This window comes from Nocardiopsis sp. MT53 (genome assembly GCF_019598965.1).
Taxonomy (GTDB): domain Bacteria; phylum Actinomycetota; class Actinomycetes; order Streptosporangiales; family Streptosporangiaceae; genus Nocardiopsis; species Nocardiopsis changdeensis.
Map to the genome: position 1 here is coordinate 2,066,154 of NZ_CP080599.1, position 17,370 is coordinate 2,083,523.

General features: G+C 72.6%; 13 protein-coding genes. 10 read left to right on the forward strand and 3 right to left on the reverse strand.

The window, feature by feature from the left end:
- Nucleotides 1-749 precede the first annotated feature (749 nt).
- Both K1J57_RS08960 and K1J57_RS08965 read left to right on the forward strand, forming a co-directional pair.
- Nucleotides 750-1,820 carry an inositol-3-phosphate synthase gene (locus K1J57_RS08960; RefSeq protein ID WP_220563980.1) on the forward strand — a complete coding sequence of 357 codons (1,071 nt, stop codon included), beginning with the start codon at nt 750-752 and terminating at the stop codon, nt 1,818-1,820.
- 58 nt (nt 1,821-1,878) lie between these two features.
- A complete protein-coding gene (locus tag K1J57_RS08965; protein WP_220563981.1) occupies nt 1,879-3,165 on the forward strand; it encodes an MFS transporter in 1,287 nt (428 codons plus the stop codon).
- Here the strand turns inward: K1J57_RS08965 and K1J57_RS08970 are convergent.
- Nucleotides 3,162-3,716, reverse strand: coding sequence for a GNAT family N-acetyltransferase (locus K1J57_RS08970; RefSeq protein ID WP_220563982.1), 555 nt, complete (start codon nt 3,714-3,716; stop codon nt 3,162-3,164). The genes K1J57_RS08965 and K1J57_RS08970 overlap by 4 nt on opposite strands.
- Nucleotides 3,717-3,726: 10 nt before the next feature.
- A complete protein-coding gene (locus K1J57_RS08975) occupies nt 3,727-4,218 on the reverse strand; it encodes an Lrp/AsnC family transcriptional regulator (RefSeq protein WP_220563983.1) in 492 nt (163 codons plus the stop codon).
- A gap of 93 nt (nt 4,219-4,311) precedes the next feature.
- Between K1J57_RS08975 and K1J57_RS08980 the strand changes: the two genes are divergently transcribed.
- Nucleotides 4,312-4,761 (forward strand): rhodanese-like domain-containing protein, encoded by a 450-nt coding sequence (locus K1J57_RS08980; RefSeq protein ID WP_220563984.1) that lies wholly within the window; start codon nt 4,312-4,314, stop codon nt 4,759-4,761.
- A gap of 159 nt (nt 4,762-4,920) precedes the next feature.
- Nucleotides 4,921-5,646 (forward strand): bifunctional 2-polyprenyl-6-hydroxyphenol methylase/3-demethylubiquinol 3-O-methyltransferase UbiG, encoded by a 726-nt coding sequence (locus K1J57_RS08985; protein WP_220563985.1) that lies wholly within the window; start codon nt 4,921-4,923, stop codon nt 5,644-5,646.
- A gap of 18 nt (nt 5,647-5,664) precedes the next feature.
- On the opposite strand, the gene K1J57_RS08990 is transcribed toward K1J57_RS08985, so the two are convergent.
- A complete protein-coding gene (locus K1J57_RS08990; protein ID WP_370634633.1) occupies nt 5,665-7,149 on the reverse strand; it encodes a CCA tRNA nucleotidyltransferase in 1,485 nt (494 codons plus the stop codon).
- 367 nt (nt 7,150-7,516) lie between these two features.
- Here K1J57_RS08990 and K1J57_RS08995 point away from each other — a divergent pair, with 367 nt between their 5' ends.
- From K1J57_RS08995 to K1J57_RS09020, 6 genes are all read left to right on the forward strand, one after another.
- On the forward strand, nt 7,517-10,048 hold the full coding sequence (locus K1J57_RS08995; protein ID WP_220565422.1) for a DUF6049 family protein: 2,532 nt from the start codon (nt 7,517-7,519) through the stop codon (nt 10,046-10,048).
- 168 nt (nt 10,049-10,216) lie between these two features.
- Nucleotides 10,217-12,055 carry a murein biosynthesis integral membrane protein MurJ gene (gene murJ / locus K1J57_RS09000; protein ID WP_220563986.1) on the forward strand — a complete coding sequence of 613 codons (1,839 nt, stop codon included), beginning with the start codon at nt 10,217-10,219 and terminating at the stop codon, nt 12,053-12,055.
- A gap of 156 nt (nt 12,056-12,211) precedes the next feature.
- On the forward strand, nt 12,212-14,002 hold the full coding sequence (gene murJ / locus K1J57_RS09005) for a murein biosynthesis integral membrane protein MurJ (protein ID WP_220565423.1): 1,791 nt from the start codon (nt 12,212-12,214) through the stop codon (nt 14,000-14,002).
- Between the two features lie 275 nt (nt 14,003-14,277).
- Complete coding sequence (locus tag K1J57_RS09010) at nt 14,278-15,870, forward strand: protein kinase family protein (RefSeq protein WP_220563987.1); 1,593 nt, start codon at nt 14,278-14,280, stop codon at nt 15,868-15,870.
- A 25-nt stretch (nt 15,871-15,895) separates the two neighbouring features.
- On the forward strand, nt 15,896-16,522 hold the full coding sequence (gene sigM, locus K1J57_RS09015; protein WP_220563988.1) for an RNA polymerase sigma factor SigM: 627 nt from the start codon (nt 15,896-15,898) through the stop codon (nt 16,520-16,522).
- A complete protein-coding gene (locus K1J57_RS09020) occupies nt 16,519-17,370 on the forward strand; it encodes an anti-sigma factor (RefSeq protein ID WP_255646923.1) in 852 nt (283 codons plus the stop codon). The genes sigM and K1J57_RS09020 overlap by 4 nt, the downstream gene beginning before the upstream one ends.

Sequence of the window (17,370 nt, forward strand, 5' to 3'; positions counted from 1 at the left end):
CGACCTGTTCCGCGGTGACCGGCGCGGGGTCGGGCCGGTGGCCCGGCCCCGCCACTGTCGCCTGTGCTTCAAGGCTTGATAAAGGGACGCCCCGCCGGGGGCGAAGGTTTTCAACAGGTCGCGAAGACGTTGGCCGCTGCATCCTCCTGGTCGTTGGCCCGTAGGGACTCCGGTCCCTTCGGAGGCGACCGGCGTGGACGCCCGTCCCTGGCCGGGTCGGGGGCTCTACCGGCTTTCACGCGCAAATCACAGGTCACGTTAAAGCGATGGGACGGTATAGCACAACCCACGCGCGAGGGTACCCCGTGCGACAGAACACTCCGTCACCGGCGGCGGATCGCCCTCCGTCGTGACTGCTCAACGCGCGGAAACCGAACACCGGTGGCCGTTCTGCGCGCAGGGGCGGGGTGTGACGGCGCAGGCAGGGCGGATGTGTGACATTTCGCGCGCGGTGCGCAGGTGGGGCCGACGGCACGGAGGGTCACGGGCGAATCCGGAACGACCGTGTCACCTTGGGTGACATGCGGTTCTCCAGATGACCGAAGATAGAGTCATACACGAACAAAACAGTCGGAGCCACACGTTCCATCGCCCGTCCGGCGTCCGGGCGGGAACAGAAACACCGTGCGAGCCGCTGAGCACTTACGGAGAACGAACGCGGAACGCCGCCACCCCCGCCGGCCACGGAACCGGGGGTGCCGTCGTGCGCCGTGGCATCCATGTTCGCGAGCAAGAAGGAGCAAGGACCAATGGGTTCGGTACGTGTAGCCGTCGTGGGCGTCGGCAATTGCGCGGCGTCGCTCGTCCAGGGCGTGCACTACTACAAGGACGCCGACCCCGGCTCTCGGGTACCTGGCCTGATGCACGTCCAGTTCGGCCCGTACCACGTGCGCGACATCGAGTTCGTCGCCGCCTTCGACGTGGACGCCAAGAAGGTCGGCCACGACCTGGCCGACGCCATCGTCGCCAGCGAGAACAACACGGTCAAGATCTGCGACGTGCCGCCCACCGGCGTCACCGTCATGCGCGGCCCCACCTACGACGGGCTGGGCAAGTACTACCGCGAGATGATCCAGGAGTCCCCTGAGGACGCCGTCGACGTCGTCGCCGCCCTCAAGCACAGCAAGGCCGACGTCCTCGTCTCCTACCTCCCCGTGGGGTCGGAGGAGGCCGACAAGTTCTACGCCCAGTGCGCGATCGACGCCGGCGTGGCCTTCGTCAACGCCCTGCCCGTGTTCATCGCCTCCGACCCCGAGTGGGCGGCCAAGTTCGCCGAGGCCGGGGTGCCGATCATCGGCGACGACATCAAGTCGCAGGTGGGCGCCACCATCACCCACCGGGTGCTGTCCAAGCTGTTCGAGGACCGCGGCGTCATCGTCGACCGCACCTACCAGCTGAACTTCGGCGGCAACATGGACTTCAAGAACATGCTCGAGCGCGAGCGCCTGGAGTCCAAGAAGATCTCCAAGACCCAGTCGGTCACCTCCCAGATCCCGCACGAGCTCAACGCGGGCGCCGTGCACATCGGCCCCTCGGACCACGTGCCGTGGCTGGACGACCGCAAGTGGGCGTACGTGCGCCTGGAGGGCCGCGCCTTCGGCGACGTGCCGCTGAACCTGGAGTACAAGCTGGAGGTCTGGGACTCCCCCAACTCCGCCGGGATCATCATCGACGCGGTGCGCGCGGCCAAGATCGCCAAGGACCGCGGCATCGGCGGCCCGATCGACGCCCCCTCCTCCTACTTCATGAAGTCGCCGCCCGTGCAGTACAGCGACTCCGAGGCGCACGACGCGGTCGAGCGCTTCATCGCGGGCGAGTAGCCCCGGCCGGGGTCCGCCCGGGGCCGGCCCGGCCCCGGGCACGCCCTACCCTGGTGGCGTGTCCTTCTTCGGCGATCTGCGCACCGTGCTGCGGGGCTCCCGGTTCCGACGGCTCTTCGGCACGCGACTGGTCTCGCAGTTCTCCGACGGGGTCTACCAGGCGGGCCTGGCCGGCTTCGTCTTCTTCAACCCCGAGCAGCACACGGGGGCGGCCGCCGTGGCGGCGGCCTTCGCGGTGCTGCTCCTGCCGTTCTCGGTGGTGGCGCCGTTCGCCGGGGTGCTCATCGACCGGTGGCCCAGGCGCCAGGTCCTGCTGCTGTCCGCCCTGGCCAAGGCCGCGCTGGCGGTGGTCAGCGCGGTGGTCGTGGCCGGGGGCGAGAGCCCGGCCTTCTTCGTCGCGGCGCTGCTGGTGCTGAGCGTCAACCGCTTCTTCCTGTCCGGGCTGTCCGCGGGCCTGCCGTACGTGGTGCCGCGCGAGCAGCTCATGATGGCCAACGCCGTCACCCCCACCTGCGGGACCGTGGCCAGTTCGCTGGGCACCGGGGTCGGGCTGGGCCTGGGGGTGCTGGGCGGCACCGGCTCGGCGGGGGCCGCCGCGATCCTGGTGGCGGCCGCGGCGGGGTTCGCCGCCGCCGGGCTGGTCTCCCTGTCCCTGGGCCGCCGGGAGCTGGGCCCGCACCTGGAGCGCGAGCCCGAGGAGGTGCGCGCCGCGGTGGGGAGCGTGGTGTGCGGGATGGTCGCCGGGGTGCGGCACATCTGGTCGCGGCCGCCCGCCCGGGACGCGCTGGGCACCATCGGTCTGCACCGGGTGCTGTTCGGGATCTCCTCGCTGATGACGCTGCTGCTGTACAACAACACGTTCACCGGCGGCGGGGTGGCGGGCCTGGCCGGGTTCTCGGTGTCCGCCGGGGTGCTGGCGGTCGGGTTCTTCCTGGGCGCGGTGGCCACGCCGTGGGCGGCGGAGCGGATGTCGCCGGGGGCGTGGATCGGGCTCCAGCTGCTGGTGGCGGCGGTGGTGCTGGCGGTGTTCGCGCTGCCGTTCTCGTCCGCGCTGTTCCCGGTGGCGGCGTTCGTGCTGGGATTCGTGTCCCAGGGCGTGAAGGTCACCGTCGACACGCAGGTACAGCGATATGTCGACGACGCCTTCCGCGGGCGCGTGTTCTCCGTGTACGACGTGCTGTTCAACGCGACGTTCGTCCTGGGCGCGGGGCTGGCCGCCGCCCTGGTGCCGCCCTCGGGCCTGGGGACCGCGGTGGTGGTCGGCATGGTCGCCGTCTACCTGGCCGCCGGGCTGGCCTGGGTGCTCCGGGAGCGCCGGGCCGCCGCCCCCGAGCCCGCCTCCTAGGGGACCGCGGGGCGGCGTCCCTTGGTCGACGTGTCGACCTGTTCCCGTGTCGTCCTGTAGACGGACAGCCCGCGGGAGCGGTAGTTGGCGAGCGCGTGCTCGCCGTCCAGAGAGCAGGTGTGCAGCCACACCCGGCGGGTGGGCTCGCGGCCGGGCAGCCGGTCGGCCAGGTCCCAGGCGCGGCGCAGGGCGAGCGTGAGCATGTGGCCGCCCAGGCCGCGGCCGAGGAACCCGGGCAGCAGGCCGAAGTACACGACCTCGACCGCGCCGTCGGGCTGGGCCTCCAGCTCCGTGTACCCGGCGGGGGCGCCGTCGAGGTAGAGCACCCAGGTCTCCAGGCCGGGGCGGTCCACCCAGAGTCGCCACTGCCGGTCGGTCCAGGGCAGGCGGTCGGTCCACTGCCAGTCGCCGCCGACCCGCTCGTACAGGAAGCGGTTGAACGCGGGGCTGGGGATCCCGACCCGGTCGAACCGAACGTCGCCGCCGGGGTCGCGCGCGGGGCGCAGCCCGCCGGGGTCGGTCGTCTCCAGGTACCAGGTGGTCAGGCTCATCGGGCCAGTGTCAGGCCCGGTCCTGCGCCCCCGCAATGACGGGCGTCACCCCCAGGGCGTCCGTGGCCGGCCGGCCCCTGAGCGGGCTGGAGTAGACGACGTTGGTGGTGACCGACCCCATCACCGCGACGCGGGCGACGACCTCCTCCAGGTGGCGCATCGACCGGGCCACGGTCTTGAGCAGGAAGCAGTCCTCCCCGGTGATGTGGTGGGCCTCCAGGATCTCGGGGGTGGTGGCCAGCAGGTCGTGGAAGGGCCGGTAGTTGCCGTTGGGGTAGGCCAGCCGGATGAAGGCGGTCACCGCGAACCCCAGCCGTTCGGGGTCGACGACCGCGGAGTAGCCGGAGACCACCCCGGCGGCCTCCAGTCGGCGCACCCGCTCGGCGACGGCGCTGGCGGACATGGACACCGCCCGGGCCAGCTCGGCGTACCCGGCCCGGCCGTCGGCCTGGAGGGCGGCGAGCAGGCGCAGGTCGGTCTCGTCCAGTGATACGTCGGTCATGGGAGGGATATACCGCGCGATCCATGGTGAGAACAAGATGGGGCCGTGGATCGCGCCTGTCCGGGCGGGGCGCCCGGATCTAGCCTTGTCGACATGACGACTTCACGCTTCGCCGACCCCGAACTGGCCGTGGCCCACTTCTCCGCCCGCCTGGGCCTGTACACCGACGTGTCCGACGTACGGGCGGCGCTGGCCTCGGGCGAGCCCGGCTTCACCCTCGTCGACACCCGCGCCCGCGTCGCCTGGGACCAGGGGCACGTCCCGGGCGCGGTGCACCTGCCCCGCACGGAGATCGCCGCGCGGGCAGCGGCGCTGGTCGACCCGGACCTGCCGGTGGTCGTGTACTGCTGGGGGCCGGGCTGCGACGGCGCCGCCAAGGGCGCGCTGGAGTTCGCCCGCCTGGGCCGCCGGGTCAAGGAGATGGTGGGCGGCATCGAGTACTGGATCCGCGAGGGGTTCGAGGTCGAGACCGCGTCCGGTGTCGAGCGCTCCCCGGTCGACCCGCTCACCGCCCCGGTCCACTCCCCCGTCTGCGCCTGCTGACCCGCGACCCGCCGCGGGGCCGCGGGGCCGCGGCACAGCGGGGCTCCGAGCGGGAGGCTTGTCGACATGTCCCCACAGAGGCTGATCGAGCAGTGACCATCTCACTACTTGCTGTAGTGTCCGGGCCAAGGATGTCTAGTCACGGAGAGATGGTGTGCCATGAACGGTGCTCTGGGGATCGGAGCCCCCTCCAGCGCCTTCGGCCGGCGCGGAGTGGCCAAGCGGATCGGGGCCGTCTCGCGGCACCTGCCCGTCCGCGGGGACCGGCTGCTCGACGTGGGCTGCGGTGACGGGACCTACACCGTCGAACTGGCCGAGGGGTACGTGCGGGTCGACGCGATCGACCTGGAGCCGCAGCGGCTGGACATGTTCGCCGAGCGGATCGCCGGGAGCCCGCTGGAGGACCGGATCGGCGTCCACAAGATGTCGGCGGACTCGCTGGCGTTCGACCCCAACACCTTCGACCGCGTCACCGCGTTCGAGGTGGTCGAGCACATCGAGGACCTGGAGGGGGCGCTGACGGAGATCCACCGGGTCCTCAAGCCGGGCGGGGCGTTCTCGCTCACCACCCCCAACCGGTGGTTCCCCTTCGAGACCCACGGGGTGCTGTGGGGCGGGCACCGCCGGTCGGCGCTGACCGCGCCGTTCCTGCCCTGGGTGCGCCCGCTGCACGAGCGGATGTCCGACGCGCGCGCGTTCACCACCCAGGAGATGGGGCGGCTGCTGCGCGGCGCCGGCCTGCGGGTGCGGGCGATCGACTACCTGATGCCGCCCTTCGACCGCCGCCCGCGCCCCCTCCAGTCCGTCTCGGACGGGCTGGAGGGAACGCCGCTGCGCGTGTTCGGGATGGCCATGGCCGTCACCGCGGTCAAACCCGGCCGCTGACCCCGGCGCCGGTCCCCCTCAGGACGACAGGTGCTCGGCGGCCCAGGCGCGCAGCGCCTCGGTCGCGGCCTCCTTCTCCATCGGGCCGTTCTCCAGGCGCAGTTCCAGGAGGTAGCGGTAGGCCTTGCCGATCTCCGGCCCCGGCTTGAGGCCGAGGATCTCCTGGATCTCGTTGCCGTCCAGGTCGGGCCGGATGCGGTCCAGTTCCTCCTGTTCGGCGAGGGCGGCGATGCGCCGCTCGATGTCGTCGTAGGAGCGGGCCAGCGCCGCCGCCTTGCGCCGGTTGCGGGTGGTGCAGTCGGCCCGGGTGAGGATGTGCAGCCGCTCCAGCAGCGGCCCGGCGTCGCGGGCGTAGCGGCGCACCGCGGAGTCGGTCCACTCGCCCTTGCCGTACCCGTGGAAGCGCAGGTGCAGGGCGACCAGGGACGACACGTCGGACACGACGTCCTTGGGGAAGCGCAGCGCGGTGAGGCGCTTGCGGCTCATGGACGCCCCCACCACCTCGTGGTGGTGGAAGGTCACCCGGCCGGCCCCCTCGAAGGCCCGCGTCTTGGGCTTGCCGATGTCGTGCAGCAGCGCCGCAAGGCGCAGCACCAGGTCGGGCTCGTGCCCGCGGGCGTGCTCCAGCTCGATGGCCTGGTCCAGCACGGTGAGCGAGTGCTCGTAGACGTCCTTGTGCCGGTGGTGCTCGTCGATCTCCAGCCGCAGCTTGGGCAGCTCGGGCAGTACGTAGGGCGCGATGCCCAGGTCGACCATCAGCCCCAGGCCCCGGCGCGGGTCCGGGCTGAGCATCAGCTTGGTCAGCTCGTCGCGGACGCGCTCGGCGGAGACGATGGTCAGCCGCTCGGCCATGTCCCGGGCCGCGTCGGCGACCTCCGGGGCGAGGTCGAAGCCGAGCTGGGCGGCGAACCGCACCGCGCGCATGATGCGCAGCGGGTCGTCGCTGAAGGAGTCCTCCGGCTTGCCCGGGGTGCGCAGCACCCCGGCCCGCAGGTCGGCGAGGCCGCCGAAGGGGTCGACGAACTCCCCGGCGGGCAGGCGCACCGCCATGGCGTTGACCGTGAAGTCGCGGCGCAGCAGGTCGCCCTCGATGTCCGTGCCGTAGGCCACGTCGGGCTTGCGGGACTTGGGGGAGTACGACTCGCTGCGGTAGGTGGTGATCTCCAGCTGGAGGTTCTTCTTGCGCACGCCGACGGTGCCGAAGTCGATGCCGACGGTCCACACGGAGTCGGCCCAGCCGTCGACCAGCTCCAGCACCCGCTGGGGCACCGCGTCGGTGGTGAGGTCGATGTCATGGGAGGGTCTGCCGAGGAGCGCGTCCCGGACCGGGCCGCCGACCAGGGCCAGCTCCCGCCCGTGCTCGGCGAACCGCCCGCCGAGTTCGTCGGAGACGGGCCGGGCCGACTCGACCAGCGCGGCTATGGCGGACAGCTGCGCAGGGGTCGGCGCACCCGCCGCGGTCGGCATGGCGTCGTTCTCACTCGAAGACTCTGTGTTCGGCACACAACGCAGGTTAGGCGGCCCCGCGGGCAAACCGCGAATCGTTTGCGGGCGTGCCGGGAGAGGCCGCGCGGGGTGCGGAACGGCCGCCGAACGCGGTGTACGCGCCCGTTCGGCGGGCTCCGTCCCCGCCGCGACACGTCGCGCGGAGGTCCTCGCCAGAGCCGGGGTGTGAGGGAGACGGTATCTTCAGGTGCAGTGGTGGGACGCCCTTGCCTTCTCCGCGTCCGCCCGACCCGCGAACGCCGTGCGCGCCGTGCGGGCACCCCGACCGTTCCCGCCCCTTGTCGATCCCCGGCGGAACGGCCACCTGGACCCGAATCAGGAAACCGGTCAAGCGTTGCGTCGAATCACCTCCGTGCCGGTGGTCATGGCCCTGGCCACCGCGCTGCTTCCGTTCCCGGCCATGTCCGCGCAGGCCTCGGCCCCGGCCGAACCGGCCGACGACACCGAGCCGCTCGTCGTCGAGCGGATCACGCCGGACGCCCTCGACGAGGACGCCACCCTCCGCGTCTCGGGCGAGGTGGTCAACACCACGTCGGACAGCCTGCACGACGTCACCGTCCGCATGCGCTACTCGAGCCACCCGTTCGCGGACCGCGAGGCCATGGACGCGTTCGGCCCCGACGGCGACTGGCGGCCCGACGCGCCCGGTCCCGACGACGAGATCACCGCGGAGCTGCCGCCCGGCACCAGCCAGACCTACACGCTGAGCGTGCCGGCGGAGGACCTGAACCTGGGCTCGTACGGTGTCTACCCGCTGGTGATCGAGGCGGTCGACGGCGACGGCACCGTGATCGGCACCCAGTACACCTTCCTCCCCTACGTCGGCGACGGGGAGGACGTCCCCTCCGTCGACATCGCCTGGGTGTGGCCGCTGATGGCCCCGCCCCAGCGGGCGGACGACGACACCTTCCTCGGCGACGGGCTGGCGGCGACCGTCACCGAGAACGGCCGGCTGGGCCGGCTGCTGGCGGCCGGCGCCCAGGCCCCCCTGTCCTTCGAGCCGGGCGACGAGGACCTCGTCGAGCTGCTCGGCCTGGACCCCGACACCCCGACCCCGGAGACCCCGCCGGAGGCGACCGCCGAGGAGACCGCCGAGACCGTGCCCGAGGCCTCCGCCTCGGAGGAGGACGAGGCCGGAACGGGCGAGAACGAGGAGGAGCCGGAGGAGGCCGAGGCCGAGGAGCCGGCCCCGACCCGCACCGAGGGGGTCCCCGTCACCTGGGCCGTCGACCCCGGCACCCTCGACGACATCCTGCGCCTGGCCGCCGAGGAGCACGAGGTCGTCACCGACCCGCTGGCGGTGCCCGCCGAGTCCGGGCCCGCGCGGGAGACCGCCCAGGCGAACGTGGCCGCGCAGGTGTGGCTGCGCGAGGCCCGCGCGGCGCTGGCCCTGGACACCGTGGTGGCCACCCCCTACGCCTCCCCCGACCTGGCCGCCCTGCTCCGCAACGAGATGGACGGCGACGCCGAGGCGTCGGTCGGGATCGGCCGCGAGGCGGTGGAGACGGCGCTGGGGCTGTCCGCGGACGAGCGCTTCGCCCTGCCCGCCGGAGGCCTGATGGACGGCGCCGTGCGCGAGCTGCTCGCCGGGCAGGGCGCCACCCGCTTCCTCCTGTCGGAGGACGCGATGCCCCCGCAGAGCTGGCTCCAGACGACCCCCACCGCCCAGGCGCCGCTGTCCGGGGGCGGGGACTCCGACGAGGAGCCGTTCGCCCTGGTGGCCGACGAGGGCATCACCGACGTGCTGTCCATGCCCACCGACACCCCGGGCGGCACCGCCCTGGCGCTCCAGCGGTTCGCCGCCGAGACCGCGATGATCGCGGGCGAGAACGCCGGGGGCGACCGCGTCGTGGTCGCCTCCCCCGAGCCCGGCTGGGACCCGTCCCGCGAGTTCGCCGACGGCGTGCTGGCCGCCAGCGACGACCTGCCCTGGCTGTCCCCGGAGCGTCTGGAGGACGTCGAGCTGCCCGCCTCCGGCGAGCGGGAGGACACCCGCGCCCCGCTCGACTACCCGGACTCCGCCGCCGAGGCCGAGCTCGGCTCCACCTACCTCGGCCTGGTCGAGGACGTCAGCCGGGACGTGCGGATGTTCAACAGCGTCCTGGTGGAGGACTCCGATCCGTTCCGCCCGGCCCTGATCCGCCTGGAGTCCGTGTACTGGCGCGAGGAGGAGGCCCTGGCGGGCGCCACACGCGGGCTGGTCATGGACGAGGTCGACGACGGCCTATCCGCGGTGCGCATCATCCCCGGCGAGGACGTCACGCTGGCCAGCCGGACCGGGATCACCGGCATCCTCGTCGCCAACGACCTGGAGGACGAGGCCGTCTACGTGCACCTCTCGGTGTACTCCGAGAACGCCGAGCGGTTGAGCATCGGCGAGTACAACACCCACTTCGAGATCGACCCCGGCGCCAAGACGACGGTGTACGTACCGCTGTCGGCCCGGATCAACGGGCGCACGGTGGTGCACGCGAGCCTGCACAACTCCGCCGGCGAGCCGATCAACAGCCAGGACGTCCAGCTGCCGGTGAACGCCACCGGCCTGGGGACCCAGGCGCTGCTGATCAGCGGTGTGGGCGCCCTGATCCTCGTCGCCGCGCTGGCCCCGCGCGCCCTGCGCAAGTGGGTGGCCCGCCGGAGCCGGGCCGCCGCGGAGGAGGAGGACGCGGGCGGCCCCGCGGACGCCGAGGACACGGAGGACACCGGGCGGTCCGAGGGGACCGGCGGGTCCGAAGGGCCCGAGGGCCCCGAGGCACCCCAGGGATCCGAGGCACCCGCCGGGCCGGGGGACGCCGGAACCGACGGTCCCGGGGCGCCCTCTCAGAACGACGGGGAGCCCGACGACACCACGACGGCCGCCGGGGACGCACCGTCCCCGCGCGGCGAAGGGGCGTGAGCCCCGCTCCCCCGTCGACACGGCGCCCTGCCGACAAGGCGCCGTGTCGACACATCCGCACATCGCCGTGTCGGCGCGCCCCCGGCGCACGGACACGGCCCGACCCGGCCGCGGGCTCCCACCCGCGCCGGGTCCCTCCCGGTCGGACGAAAGGAAGCCTGATCCACGGTGGTCACCGACTCCCCGAACGAAGGCGGAAAGCACCGCCGTCGTTCCTCTCAGCCCGAAGGCCCCCTCCCGGGTGAGAGCCCGCTGCGCCCCTCCGGCGGCCCCGTCCCCTCCTTCGAGGAGGGCGAACTGCCCGAGCCCGCCGTTCCCGGGACCCACCGGGCGGCCGAAGGGGCCGAGGAGCCCGCGGCTCCCGGCGGTTCCGGCGACGCCCCGGCGGGCGGCGGCATGATGCGCTCCAGCGCCATCATGGCGGTCGGCACCATGGCCTCCCGGATCACCGGCTTCGTCCGCACCATCGTGCTGGGCGCCGCCATCGGCACCCACCTGCTCGGTGACGCCTACCACACGGCCCACACGATCCCGTTCATCCTCAACGACCTGCTCATCGGCGGCCTGATGGCCAGTGTCGTCGTGCCGTTCCTGGTCAAGCGGCGCAAGCGCGACGCCGACGGCGGCAAGGCCACCGAGGACCGCCTGTTCACCACGACGTTCGTGGCGCTGTTCCTGCTCACCGCCGTGGCGATCGCGGCCGCCGAGTTCCTGATCTGGCTGTACGGGTCCCGGTTCACCGACGCGCAGTTCGATGCCTCGGTGCACCTGGCCCGCTACCTGCTGTCCCAGATCTTCTTCGTGGGGCTGAGCGGCCTGCTCACCGCCATGCTCAACACCCGCGGGTACTTCGGCGCCGGCGTGTGGGCGCCGGTGCTCAACAACCTGGTGATCATGACCGTGGCGGGCATGTTCCTGTGGGTCGCGGGCCCCGGGCGGACGCCGGACACCGTCACCGAGGGGCAGCTGACCCTGCTGGGCGCGGGCACCGCCGCCGGCATGGCGCTACAGGCCCTGGTGCTGTTCGTCGCGCTGGCCCGGACCGGCTACCGCTGGCGCCCGCGCCTGGACCTGCGCGGTTCCGGGCTGGGCGAGGCCGTCAAGACGGCCGGCTGGATGATGATGTACACCCTGCTCACCCAGGCGGGCCTGTGGATCACCACCAACATCGCCAACGCCGCCAACGTCGCCGCCATCGAGGAGGGCCGCTCCGTCGGCGCGGGCATCACCGCCTACAACCTCGCCTACCAGCTGTTCCAGCTGCCGTACGCGATCATCGCGGTCTCCCTCATCACGGTGCTGCTGCCCCGGATGAGCGCGCACGCCGACGACCACGACTGGGACGCGGTCCGGTCGGACTTCTCCCGCACCCTGCGGATCTCCGCGTTCGTGCTCGTCCCCATGGCGTTCGCGATCGCCCTGTTCGCCGAGCCGCTGTCGATCCTGGCGTTCGCCCGCGGGTCGATCTCCCCGGCCGACGCGGCCAACATCGGCCAGATCCTGGCCGTGATGTCGCTCGGGCTGGTGCCGTTCACCGTGTTCCAGCTCATGCTGCGCGTGTTCTTCGCCATGGGCGACACCCGCACCCCGGCGCTGATCGCCATCGCCAACCTGGCTGTTCACAGCGCTCTGGCGCTGGTGTCCTACCTGCTCCTGCCGCCGGAGACGGTCGTCGTGGGCGTGGCCGCGGGCTTCATGTTCTCGTTCCTCAGCGGACTCGTCATCGCAGGTCTGGTGCTCAGCCGGCGGATCGGGGGGCTTGACGGAAAGCACATCATTGGCACATTGTTGCGCCTGCACCTGGCCGTCGTCCCGAGCGTCGCGGCCGGTTTCGGTGTGCTCTGGGCCTTCGAGACCTTCGTCGGCCCGGGTCTGCTCACCTACATCGGCGCACCCGTGGCCGGGTGCCTTCTCGGCGCGTTGTTCTTCCTCGCGGCCGCACGGCTGCTGCGGGTCCCCGAATTGAGCGCCGCGGTGGAACTGATCCGCGGCCGCCTGCGTCGTTGATGCCGCACCGACGCTTCCGGCCCTGGCCCCGGCCGGAGGAACGACCGCTCGACGAGTACAAGGACTGAGGACACGGTGTCCAGCGAAGACCCCCGCGAGCAGGATTCCGGAGCAGGAGCGCACGGGCCCGCCACGGCAGGCCGGCAGCGCCGCCCCATGGTGATGCCCGAGGACGTCCTGGACGCCTACGAGCGCGAGGAGCCGGCGACCGAGCCCGAGACCGGGCTCACCACCCGCCGCGATCCGAGCGACATCGGCGACCTGGGCACCGCCGACCGCGCCGGCATGGAGGACGGCGACGAGATCGGCGGCTCCTCCCACACCGCCCCGGGCAACCTCGCCAAGTCCAGCGCGATCATGGCGCTGGGCACCGTGTTCTCCCGCGTCACCGGCTTCGTCCGCACGATCGTGCTGGCGGCGGCGATCGGCACCCAGATGCTGGGCGACGCCTACCAGGTGGCGGGCATGGTCCCGTACATGGTCTACGACCTGCTCATCGGCGGTCTGCTGGCCAGTGTGTTCGTGCCGTTCCTGGTCAAGCGGCGCAGGCTGGACTCCGACGGCGGCGACAGGACCGAGCAGCGGCTCGTCACGCTGATGCTGTCGGCGCTGCTGGTGATCACCGCGCTCTCGATGCTGCTGTCGGAGTGGTTCATCCGCATCTACGCGGGCGAGTTCACCGGCGCGCAGTTCGAGGTGTCGGTGGTCCTGGCGCGCTACCTGACCACCCAGATCTTCTTCATCGGGGCCAGCGGCCTGGCCAGCGCGATGCTGAACGCGCGCGGGAGGTTCGGGGCGCCGATGTGGGCGCCGGTGCTGAACAACCTGGTGATCATCGGCATCGGCCTGTGGTTCCTGAACATCGCCGGGACCGGGCGCACCCCCGACACGGTGACCTCCGGCGAGCTGATGCTGCTGGGCCTGGGCACCGCCGCCGGGCAGATCGTCCAGGCCTTGGTGCTGGTGTGGGCGCTGGCCGCGGCGGGCTTCCGCTGGCGGCCCCGGCTGGACCTGCGGGGCGCGGGGCTGGGAGAGGCTGCCCAGGCGGCCTCGTGGATGATGCTCTACATCGTGGTGGCCCAGCTGGGCGCCCTCGTCTCCACCAACGTCGCCTCCCGCGCCGGCACGCGCGCGGCCGAGCTGGGCTTCGAGTCGGGCTCGGGCATCGCGGCCTACAAGTTCGCGTCGATGCTCTTCCAGCTGCCGTACGCGATCATCGCGGTCTCGGTGATCACCGCGCTGCTGCCGCGCATGAGCGAGCACGTGGCGGCCGGGCGCAAGGACCAGGTGCGCAGCGACTTCTCGCGGGGCTTCCGGCTCTCGTCGGTGCTGATCGTGCCGATCTCGGTGGCGATGATCGTGTTCGCGGTCCCGTTCTGCGTGATGATCTACGCGCAGGGCAGCACGAGCCCCGAGGACGCCGCCGCCATCGGCCGCATCCTCATGGTGTTCTGCGTGATGCTGATCCCGTTCACGCTGTTCCAGCTCCAGATGCGCGTGTTCTACGCGCTCGGCGACACCCGCACCCCGGCGCTGGTCGCCATCCCGTCGGAGGCCGCGCACGCCGTCACGGCGATCGCGCTGCTGTTCGTGGTGCCGCCCCAGCACGTCGTGGTGTGGCTCCCGGTCCCCTACGGGCTGTACTACGTCGTGGGTTCGGTCATCATGTGGTACATGCTGCACAGGCGGCTGAACGGCCTGGACGGGCGGCACACCGCGGCCACCCTGTTCAAGCTGCACCTGGCGACGCTGCCGGCGGCCGTGTTCGGCCTCGCGATGATCCACGTGTTCCGCGGACTGCCGGGTGAGTTCTGGCCCGGATTCGCGGCGATGGTCGTCGGAGGGGTCGTGGGTGGCGTACTGTTCGTGATCAGCGCCAAGTTCCTCAATGTGACTGAAGTCACATCCTTCCTCGAATTGCTCAGAACCCGACTGCGACGTCGCTGATCACCATGAATGGACGAGTTGGGCGGTCCCGAACCGCTACGTCCCGGAAGGTGAACGGATACCCGATGTCCTCCGAAGATGCTGTTCAGGCGTCCTAGCATGGACAGGCACCGCTTGACCGCCACCACATTGTTCATCCGAGCTGCCCGAAGGGAGGCTGGGGACAGCAGCAGAGCCCGAACCCCCTGCGCACACCCCGCGACGCACCGGTCCGCCCAGGACCGCGCCGCCGCGGCCCGTGCGGGGCGACGGCACTGGCACCCGTCACTCCCATCATGAGCACCTTCCTGATCGAGCCCGGGGCGAAGCTGGCCAACCGGTACCGCCTTGACCAGGTGGTGAGCGAGACCGGCGGGGCGACCCGCTGGAAGGCCACCGACGAGACCCTCGCACGGCCCGTCGCCGTGTGGACCTTCGCCGAGGGCTTCCCCCGCACATCCGATGTGGTCCGCGCGGCCCGCGCCACCAGCCGTATCCCCGACGCGCGCGTCACCCAGGTCTTCGACGCCGACGACACCACCCCCGTGCCCTACGTGGTCGAGGAGTGGGTGGTCGGCCACTCGCTGGCCGACCTGCTGGCCCAGGGCCCCCTGGAGCCCGAGCGCGCCGCGGGCCTGGTCGCCGAGGCGGCCGAGGCCATCGCGGCCGCGCACAACGGCGGCCTGTACCACCTGTGCCTCACCCCGAGCAAGCTCATGTGGAGCAGCGGCGGAGCGGTCAAGGTCACCGGTATCGGTGTGGACGCCGCCCTGCTGGGCGTCAACGTCGCCGACCCGGGCGCCGCCGACGCCCAGGGCCTGGGCAACCTGCTGTACGCGGCCCTCACCGGCACCTGGCCGAGCGGCCCGCAGAGCGGCCTGCCCCCGGCCCCGCAGGGCCCCGCCGGGCCCTACCCCGCCGACCAGATCCGCCAGGGCGTCGGCGAGCCCCTGGCCTCCATCACCACCCGCGCCGCCCTGCCCCACCTGGTGGGCCAGGTCGTGCCCGGCCCGGTGATCGGCTCGCCGGGCGAGTTCTGCGCCGCCATGGCCGACGTGCCGCGGCTCATCCCGCTGCCCGTCGCCCCGGCCGAGACCACCCCGCCGCCCGAGCCCGGGACCTCCCGGCGCACCGGCGAGTTCGGGTCCACCGGCCCGCGCCGCTCCCCCCGCAGCACGAACGGCGGCGGAACCGGCCCGCGCACCTCCGCCCGCGGCGAGCGCCCGCCCTCGCGGATGGACCGCCGGGCCGCCGAACGCAGGACCTCCCCGCAGCGCATCCTCGTCGGCGTGCTGGCCGTGGTGCTCTTCGCCGCGGTGGTCACCGGCGCCTGGATCTTCGGTGCGTCGATGCGCGCCGACGAGGCGGACCCCGGCACCGCCGGCGGCGGGGAGCCGGACGGCGGCGCGGAGGTCGTCGAGACCGAGGTCCTGCCGATCCAGTCCGCCCAGGGGTACGACCCCCTGCCCGACGGCGACGGCGACGAGCACTCCGACCACGCGTCGCGGGCCCACGACGGCGACACCGGCGGGGACCCGTGGAACACCGAGGGCTACAACGACCCCATGGGCACGACCAAGGAGGGCGTGGGGCTCCTGGTCGACCTGGGCTCCGCCCGCGAGGTCCACTCCCTGGAGCTGTACGTGCCCGAGGCCCAGTACGGCATCGAGGTGCGGATCGGCGACAGCCCGGCGTCGCACCCCAGCGAGATGTCCGCCGTGGACGCCGCCCTGCCCGTCGCCTGGCAGGGCTCCGCGAGCGGCCACCAGACCATCGAGCTGGACGAGCCCACCACCGGCAGGTACGTCCTCGTCTGGTTCACCGATCTGCCCACCGACGGCGGCAAGTACCGTGGGAGCATCTACGAGGTAGAGGTACACGGTGTCTAGCTGCGGGGATATGTGATCGGCACTGATGGACGCGGTCCAAGAGCTTCCTGACCGGGAACTGCTCACCAGGCACACCCAGGGGGACGATCAGGCGTTCGCGGTGCTCGTGCGCCGCCACCGCGATCGCCTCTGGGCCGTCGCCGTGCGCATGATGGGCGACCCCGAGGAGGCCTCCGACGCCCTCCAGGACGCGTTCCTGTCCGCGTTCCGCTCCGCCGACCGCTTCCGCGGCGAGTCCCAGGTCACCACCTGGCTGCACCGCATCGTCGTCAACGCCTGCCACGACCGGCTGCGCCGGCGCAAGGTCCGCCCGGCCACCCCCACCGAGGTCGACACCCTCGACGTGCTCTCCAACGAGCGGCTGGGCCGCACCGGCGGCGCCCCCGACCACGCCTCCCAGACCGAGTCGCGGCTGGACGTCCACGCGGCCCTGGACACCCTCCCCCTGGACCAGCGCATGGCCCTCACCCTGGTCGACATGCTCGGCTACCGGGTTGAGGAGGCCGCGCAGATCCTCGACGTCGCCACCGGGACGGTCAAGAGCCGGTGTGCGCGAGGTCGCGCCAAACTTCTTCCGTCTCTCGCCCACCTGAGGAACCCTCGTCCCCCCCGAGACGTCACAACTGGGAGAGGAGGTGCCGACCCATCGTGACGTCCCACCCTGACGTGGAGGCACTCGCCTTCTTCGCCGAGGAGCTGTTGGAGCCCGACGAGGAGCGCACCGTTGCCCACCACCTAGAGACCTGCGCGACCTGCGCGGCGACCCTGGACGAGCTCACCGCCGTCGGCGGCGCGCTCGCCGGCGTGCCGCCGGTCCCGCCCATGCCGCAGGACGTCGCCGCCCTCCTCGACCGGCGCATCGACGAGGCGGTGCGCGAGCGCGCCGCCCGGCCCGCGGCGCTCTCCGACACCTCCGGCGACGCCGGCACCGGCACCGCGGACGCGGCGGCCCCCGTGGTCCCGATCACGCGTGCGCGCGGCGGCTCCCGGCGCGGGTTCAACGGCATGAACCTGCCCCGGCTCATGATGGTGGCCGCCGCGGGCGCCGTCGTCCTGGGCGGCGGCGGGGCCGTGCTCAACACGGTGCTCTCCCCGCAGCAGGACGCGAGCGGCGGCGCCGCCGCCCAGCAGCCGATGATGCAGGACGAGGGCACCGAGTTCGAGCCGGAGGCCGTGCAGCCGTACAAGCCCGGGATCGTGGCCTCCGGGACCGAGTACACCGCCGACGGGCTGGCCGGGCAGGCCGCCGAGGTGCTCTCCGGGTCCCAGGCCCCGCCGGCCGCCGCCGAGGAGGGCTCCACGGTCGCCGCGGAGGAGTGCGCGACGGTGTTCTCCGAGCGGACCGGCCTCCGGATCACCCTGGTGGACGAGGCCGTGTTCGACGGCGACCCCGCCATGGTGCTGTTCGCCCCCTCCGAGGACGACACCACCGAGGTGTACGTGGTCGACCCGGCGGACTGCGGCGGGGTCCTCGCCCAGGAGACCGTCGACACCCCCTGA